This window comes from Levilactobacillus paucivorans, assembly GCF_001437125.1.
In the GTDB taxonomy this organism is placed as follows: Bacteria; Bacillota; Bacilli; order Lactobacillales; family Lactobacillaceae; genus Levilactobacillus; species Levilactobacillus paucivorans.
This window is the reverse complement of sequence record NZ_JQCA01000126.1, coordinates 43021-49491: the sequence shown is the minus strand read 5'-3', so window position 1 is coordinate 49491 and position 6471 is coordinate 43021. Positions and strand designations below refer to the sequence as shown.

Genomic DNA, 6471 nt, shown 5'->3' with positions numbered 1-6471 from the left:
CAACTAGACCACTTCTAAGAATAGATTCTTAGTGTTGCACTTGATTTGACAATTGATGTTTTTTGAATTTTTGCTAAAGTAGTGCTATTGTTATTTTTTGTTTGGCGACCCTTGCTGATTGCCAACAAGGACAGATTATTAGGAGGAAGCAATGTGTTAGAAGTCTATTTGTTCGTCAACCCATTAGGCGCTCGCTGTATGCGTTCCGAGCGTAATATTATGAAGTTGGCCGATCATCTTAATAGCAAGGTCTCATTTCAATTTGTGCCCTTACTCAATCAGCAGATTATTGAGCAGGCTTTGCCTAAGCGGCCAACCTTGGCTGAACGGAATGCCTACTTCGGCGTGTACTACCAGGCGATTCTGGCCTATAAAGCTGCCCTGTTCCAAGGGAAGCGTAAAGGCCGTGACTTCCTCTTAAACATGCAGACCGCGGTTGTTAACCACCACGAGTCCTTCTCGCAAGAGTTGGCCCTTGAACTGGCTAAAGATTGCCGCCTTGATCTCGACATGTTCAACGAAGATTGCCAGTCTGACCTTGCCAAGCAAGCGTTTAAGACCGATCAGAAATTAGCTGCCGAAATGAAAATTCAACAGTCTTCTTCCGCTGTCATCTTCAATTGCGACGTTTCTCAATACGGGTTGCTACTGAATGACGTCACCTACGACTCGCTTTGCGATGTTTGCGAGAGTCAGGGTGTTGCGACGAAAGAGATGTTAATGGGTGAACTTAATTACCCGACTAATGACCAAACACCCTCATCACTTACTGGGGGATTGCATCCTCATCTGCGAGTGTTATAAATCGTTTTACCTGATAAACCAAGCCAATCTGGCTTGGTTTTTTTGATCGTCAATGACTGGTATTGTGCCCGGATTATGGTATGATTGAGCCATTAATTTTGGAAAAAGGAGCAACTCCTATGCCAACAGCCATTGTCACTGATACCGCGGCGTACCTCACCGCCGACCAAATTGCGGCCAACCCCATCACTGTACTTCCGATTACGGTCATTTTGGGTGGTCACCAGTACCCGGAATCACAGCTGAGTCGCCAGACCTTCTATGATTATCTCAAGAGCGATCAGGAACTCCCAACGACCGCACAAGTTTCTTTGGGACAGATCGAAGAGGCTTACGACCGTTTGGCAGCCGCCGGATTTGACGAAATCATCTCAATTCATCTTTCCAGCGGAATTACTTCCTTCATGAATAACCTACGCGTCTTCTGTAGAGATTACACCAAGGCTAAAATCTTCCCCGTCGACTCTCTAGTAGCCAGCGCCGGTGAGGCCAATCTCTGCCTTCTCGCCGGTAAACTCATCCAGGCGGGCCAGACCGGCGAACAGATCGTGCCCCAACTTGAGCACCTCCGCGATACGCAACAGGTGTTCTTTGCCGTCGATAACCTCAGTCACCTGGCCCGAACCGGACGCCTAAGTAATCGATCCGCCATGATTGGCAATCTTCTCAACATCAAGCCGCTCCTCACCTTCGACGCTACGGGTAAAATCGTGGCGATTGGTAAGGAACGGACGATGAAGAAGGCCTTTCACTACATGACCGCGGCTCTGGCGAAAGACCTGGCAGCCAACGCCTATCCGATGCATGCGACGGTCATCGACGCCAACGACCCGGAATTATCCCGCCAGTGGGTCACCGACCTCCACACGCTCTTCCCTCAGATTCGCGTGAGCCAGAGTCAACTCGGCCCCGCTATCAGTGTCCATACGGGTGAGAAAACCATGGGTAATCCTATGGCAACAAGACTGGCAATCCATTTAAACGCATTAAATAACCAATAGATGATTCTAAAAAAGCTTTGGCTGACTGCCAAAGCTTTTTTCATGCGTCAATTTACTTTTTCAACTCACGGGCGAGTTTAGTAAACTCTGCCAACCGTTCGTCGAAGGTCTTGAAGGCCCGATCGAGATAGTCGGGTTGGGTCATGTCGACCCCGGCACGCTTCATCACTTCAAGTGGTGAGGCAGAATCGCCAGACTTTAGGTAATTCAAGTAGGCATCGCGCTTAGCCGGATCCCCACTCAAGATGCGTTGTGACAAGGTGGTAGCTGCCGCGAATCCAGTTGAATATTGGTAAACATAATAATTGTAGTAGAAATGTGGAATCCGCGTCCACTCGTCAGCAATCTGTGGATCGGAAATGACATTATCCCCATAGTAGCGGGCGTTCAAGTCACCATAGAACTTGCTCATGAAGTCAGCCGTCAATGACTGGCCAGCGGCGGCCTGTGTGTGAATGTAATCTTCGAATTCGGCAAACTGGGTCTGACGATAAACAGTTCCCTTGAATCCATCTAGATAATGATTCAAGACGTAAGCCCGAACATGTGGATCAGTTTGAGTCTTTAACAGATAGTCCGTTAATAAGTTTTCATTGGTTGTTGAGGCAATTTCAGCCACGAAGATCGAGTAATCCCCATATTGGTAGGGCTGGTTGGATCGCGTGTAATGACTGTGCATGCTGTGGCCCATTTCGTGAACCAAGGTAAAGAGACTCTCTAGGCTATCCTGCCAGTTTAAAAGAATATATGGCTTGGTGTCATACATTCCCCCGGAATAGGCCCCAGTTCGCTTCCCTTTGTTTTCCACGACGTCGATAGCCCGGGTATCAAACATCTTCTGCACATTGGCCACATAGTCTGGTCCTAACACGGACAAGGCCTTCAGGGCTTCCTGTTGAGCTTCAGGATACGTATACTTCAGGCTAGGTTCCCCAGTAATTGGCGTATAGAGGTCATACATATGGAGTTCTGGTAAGCCCAAAATTTCCTTACGTAATCCCACATATTGGTGAAGTGAGTCCAGATGTTGGTTAACAGTTTTCACCAAAGTATCGTAGACCACCGCAGGAATCTCATTGCTACTCATGGCTGCTTCACGAGCCGACCCATAATGCCGAACCTGAGCCGTATAATTATGCGTTTTAACCTCGCTGGCTAAGGTTGAGGCAAAGGTATGCCGGAACTGCTGATAGACGCTATACAGGGCCTTAAAAGCTTGTTCTCGAACCTTAGGCGTGGTCGACTGCAACAGAACACCATAGAGGCCTTCGGATAAGCGGACATCATGACCCTCTTCATCCTGAACAACTGGGAATTGAAGGTCAGCATCACTCAAAACACTGTAAGTCTTAGCAGAAGCCCCGAAGATGTCACCTGCACCGGCTAATAATTTTTCTTCCGGTGCTGATAAAGTATGGTCACGCCGTTGGCCCAACACATCGAAGATATGTTGGTAATCGGCTAACCGTGGTTCAGCATCGATTAAGCCTTGTAAGGTTGCCGGTTCGAGTCCCAGAACTTCCGGTTCATACCAAGATGTCGCCGCAGCTACCGTCGCAACCAGGCTTTCAGCCTGACCCGAGAGGTCCTGAGCATGCGCATTACTCGTATCTTGATCGTTCTTAAGGGAGGCATAAACGTATAGCCGCTCTAACTGTCGATTGAGATCGAAGATGGCCGCCGTCACCTGGTAAAGTTGTTCGCCACTCGTGGCCAATTTACCTTGTAATTGGGCCACCTTTTGGGCTTGGGCCTTGACCGTGGCTACCGCCTGGTCAAACCCACTATCATCGGGATAAATCGTGGTCAGGTCCCAGGTCAATGCCGTTGGAACCGCTGAGCGTTCGGGAATTTGTTTCACTATCCTCATCCTCCTTTAATTTTACATATAGATAGTTTAACACTTTTACCGCGACGTTTGGCGGCCACAACTTATTTTCTCTCATTATTTTCTAACCATTCATGACCATCTCGCGACCACGTTGGTTCCGCCAAGACTTGCCATCCCATGACGGTTCGCTGCAGGTAATGGCCCGCGACCAAATCTGCCATGAGATCGGACAAAGCTAAGTGAAGGGTTTCTTCCCCAGTAAACCGAATGCCACCCTCACAATGGCCACCCACTAGCGTTAATCCCGCTTGTGCCAACTGCCAGAGTTCAGGGACCGTCCACCGCATTTTCCGTGAAAAGATCCACGTTCCCACAACAATCCGCCAAAGAAGCGGTCCCCGACCAAATATCGGTAAATAAGCGCGCGTCGTTCCCAAAATCGGTGGAAATCCTGGGAGGTTCTTTCCCAATAGGTAGAGTGTCTCTTGAAGGTCACGAAGGCTAGAATTGCCGCGTAACAAATCGGTCGTCAACCGTTGACGATAAGCCGGAAAATCCACCGGTGGCAGTCGTGAGGCTGGTTGCGGGCGACGGAGCTCATCGATCGTCGTGAGCCAGCGGGTAGTCGCGGTCATTTTTCCCGTCGCCATCTGCCGAAGATGGTGATCCAGCCTTAACCGTTGACGGGACACATCCCAGAATAAGAGACACAGCCCCCAACCTGGCATCTCCCAGGCAAACCGGTCGATCAGCTCCCAATTCAACTGTTGTTTCAGGTAGCGCTCACCTAAGATCCAACAGGGAAACACCCCAATATCCTGGTAACCTGCCGTCCGATGGGCCACTTGGTCGCGACTAATGGGACTACACTGAAACTCAATCGCCACCGGTTGATGATCACCACGGTCAAGCCAGCAGTCTGCGCGCTGGTCAATCTCTGGCAAGACTTTTTCCAGTGTGCCCACGCCCCAAGGCGCAAAGAATGCCGCTAACTGGCGTTTCCCCGAAACATGCTGCGCCGACTCCCCTTCCGTCGCCACGGCGCAGTCCCCCAGAGTGTGATGCGCAAAATACGGTGGGACCACTCGTCCCCGATGCAGAACCACGCGCTGGTGACAGGCCGGACACTGATAATCCGGCTGTCGGTCCGCGCCGCGGGCATCGATTAGCTTTCCTGCACGCCAAGCAATCAACACAACCTCACCCCCTTACCAGCTAATTCCGTGATTTAGGGACAAAAATAAAAAAGCTAGGTCGTAATGACCTAACTTTATCGGTTAATCTTCGGTTGGAAAGTGGGCGATCACCTGGTAGATGGGGCCCTTAGCCGAAAACTTCTGTTCATATTCAGTTTGAATATCTTCGACACCATCGGTTGCAGCGTGCAGATCCAACCAAACCCCATCGAAAATCATTGGAAAGTTGTTGAGGCTCCACAGAGAGTACTCGAAGAGGCCACGGTTGTCGGTCTTGAATTGAATCTGACCACCTTTCGCCAAGACGTCCGCATAATGAGCTAGAAAGACCGGCGACGTCAACCGACGCTTAGCGTGACGTGACTTGGGCCAGGGATCGGAGAAGTTGAGGTAGATGTTTGAAACCTCACCCTTGGCAAAGAAGGTATTGATCGCCTCGCCATCCGTCCGCACCATTTGAATGTTCGTCAGTTCGCTGGCAACAACCTTCTTCAGGGCCGCGGCAATAACTGACATTTGGATTTCAATTCCAATAAAGTTACGGTCGGGGTGTTGCCGGGCCATTTCAACAATGAATTGGCCCTTACCCGTTCCGATTTCAACACTCAATGGTTGCTCCTTAGGGAAACGGCTCTGCCAGTTGCCCATCAGTGCTTCTGGTGTTTCCACCATTTGATCGGGGTGATCGGCCAAATAATCCTTCGCCCATGGTTTGTTACGTACACGCATCGTATATCCTCCTTTAATGACAACGGCGGGCGCAAGGTTTATCCTCGCTCCCGCCAAAAACTCAGTCTGTGACTGCCTCTCGGGTCAGTCGTTCGAGTAAAATTAAATGTTGGTTCATGATTTGGAATCGTTGTTGGTGATAGCTTTCCGCAATGACGGTCAAGCAATGAACTCTGGCGTACCAGTTCACTCGGGCCGTTAAGTCCGGGGTCACGCGCTCGCCATAATCCTGTAACCAACGCTGCCACTCCTCGACGGGCACATACTCACAGAGTAAGGCGCCGAGGTCCAGCGCTGGATCGGCAAAGGTTGCCACGTCCCAGTCCACCAGGTAAAGGCGACTGCGGTCGGATAACAACCAATTCTTATGATTTAAATCACCATGACAAACTTCGTAACGGGTCTTGGGCAGCTCTGGCTGTTCACGCTGCAAGGCGGCAAATGCCGACTGGATTAACGGATGACGCCGTAAATCCGAAGCCAGCGCCGGTTGCAAGCGCGTCAGTAGCTGGGCGGGCGTGGTGAAACGTCCGCCGACTTTTAATAACATATCATGTAATAAATGGGAATGATGAACGCGGTGTAATAACCTTGCCACCCGTTGCTCGCGCATTTCCTCGCGATGTAACGTTCGGCCATTCAACCATTCCTGAGCGGTCATGACGTCCCCAGATGCCAAGCGTTTCGTCCACACTAACCGCGGTGTAATTCCTTCCATGGAGAGTGCAGCCAGAAATGGTGATGCATTCTGTTTTAGAAACACTTTTTGTGAGGCTTTCGTTCCCATATACGCCGTGCCGGTATTACCGCCCAGCGGATACAGGCTCCAGCCGTCACTGATGTCCAGTGCCATGTCCACCCCTCCTCGATTTGTCAGCTATTATTAATTCTATTGGGAAATCGAGGCCGC

At 50.3% G+C, this 6471-nt stretch carries 6 protein-coding genes; 2 read left to right on the top strand and 4 right to left on the bottom strand.

Features of this window, described 5'->3' with window-relative positions:
* Positions 1-153 precede the first annotated feature (153 nt).
* Positions 154-804: a DsbA family protein gene (locus IV54_RS09585; RefSeq protein WP_057879127.1), complete on the top strand. Its 651-nt coding sequence runs from the start codon at positions 154-156 to the stop codon at positions 802-804.
* Between the two features lie 119 nt (positions 805-923).
* Complete coding sequence (locus IV54_RS09580) at positions 924-1805, top strand: DegV family protein (RefSeq protein WP_338034234.1); 882 nt, start codon at positions 924-926, stop codon at positions 1803-1805.
* 52 nt (positions 1806-1857) lie between these two features.
* Here IV54_RS09580 and pepF read toward each other — a convergent pair whose 3' ends face one another.
* From pepF to IV54_RS09560, 4 genes are all read right to left on the bottom strand, one after another.
* Complete coding sequence (gene pepF / locus IV54_RS09575; protein WP_057879126.1) at positions 1858-3675, bottom strand: oligoendopeptidase F; 1818 nt, start codon at positions 3673-3675, stop codon at positions 1858-1860.
* 62 nt (positions 3676-3737) lie between these two features.
* On the bottom strand, positions 3738-4832 hold the full coding sequence (locus IV54_RS09570) for a competence protein CoiA (protein ID WP_057879125.1): 1095 nt from the start codon (positions 4830-4832) through the stop codon (positions 3738-3740).
* Between the two features lie 81 nt (positions 4833-4913).
* Positions 4914-5561: a tRNA (guanosine(46)-N7)-methyltransferase TrmB gene (trmB, locus tag IV54_RS09565; protein ID WP_057879124.1), complete on the bottom strand. Its 648-nt coding sequence runs from the start codon at positions 5559-5561 to the stop codon at positions 4914-4916.
* 61 nt (positions 5562-5622) lie between these two features.
* Entirely contained in the window at positions 5623-6414 is a 792-nt protein-coding gene (locus IV54_RS09560; protein ID WP_057879123.1) for a phosphotransferase family protein, read from the bottom strand.
* Positions 6415-6471 lie beyond the last annotated feature (57 nt).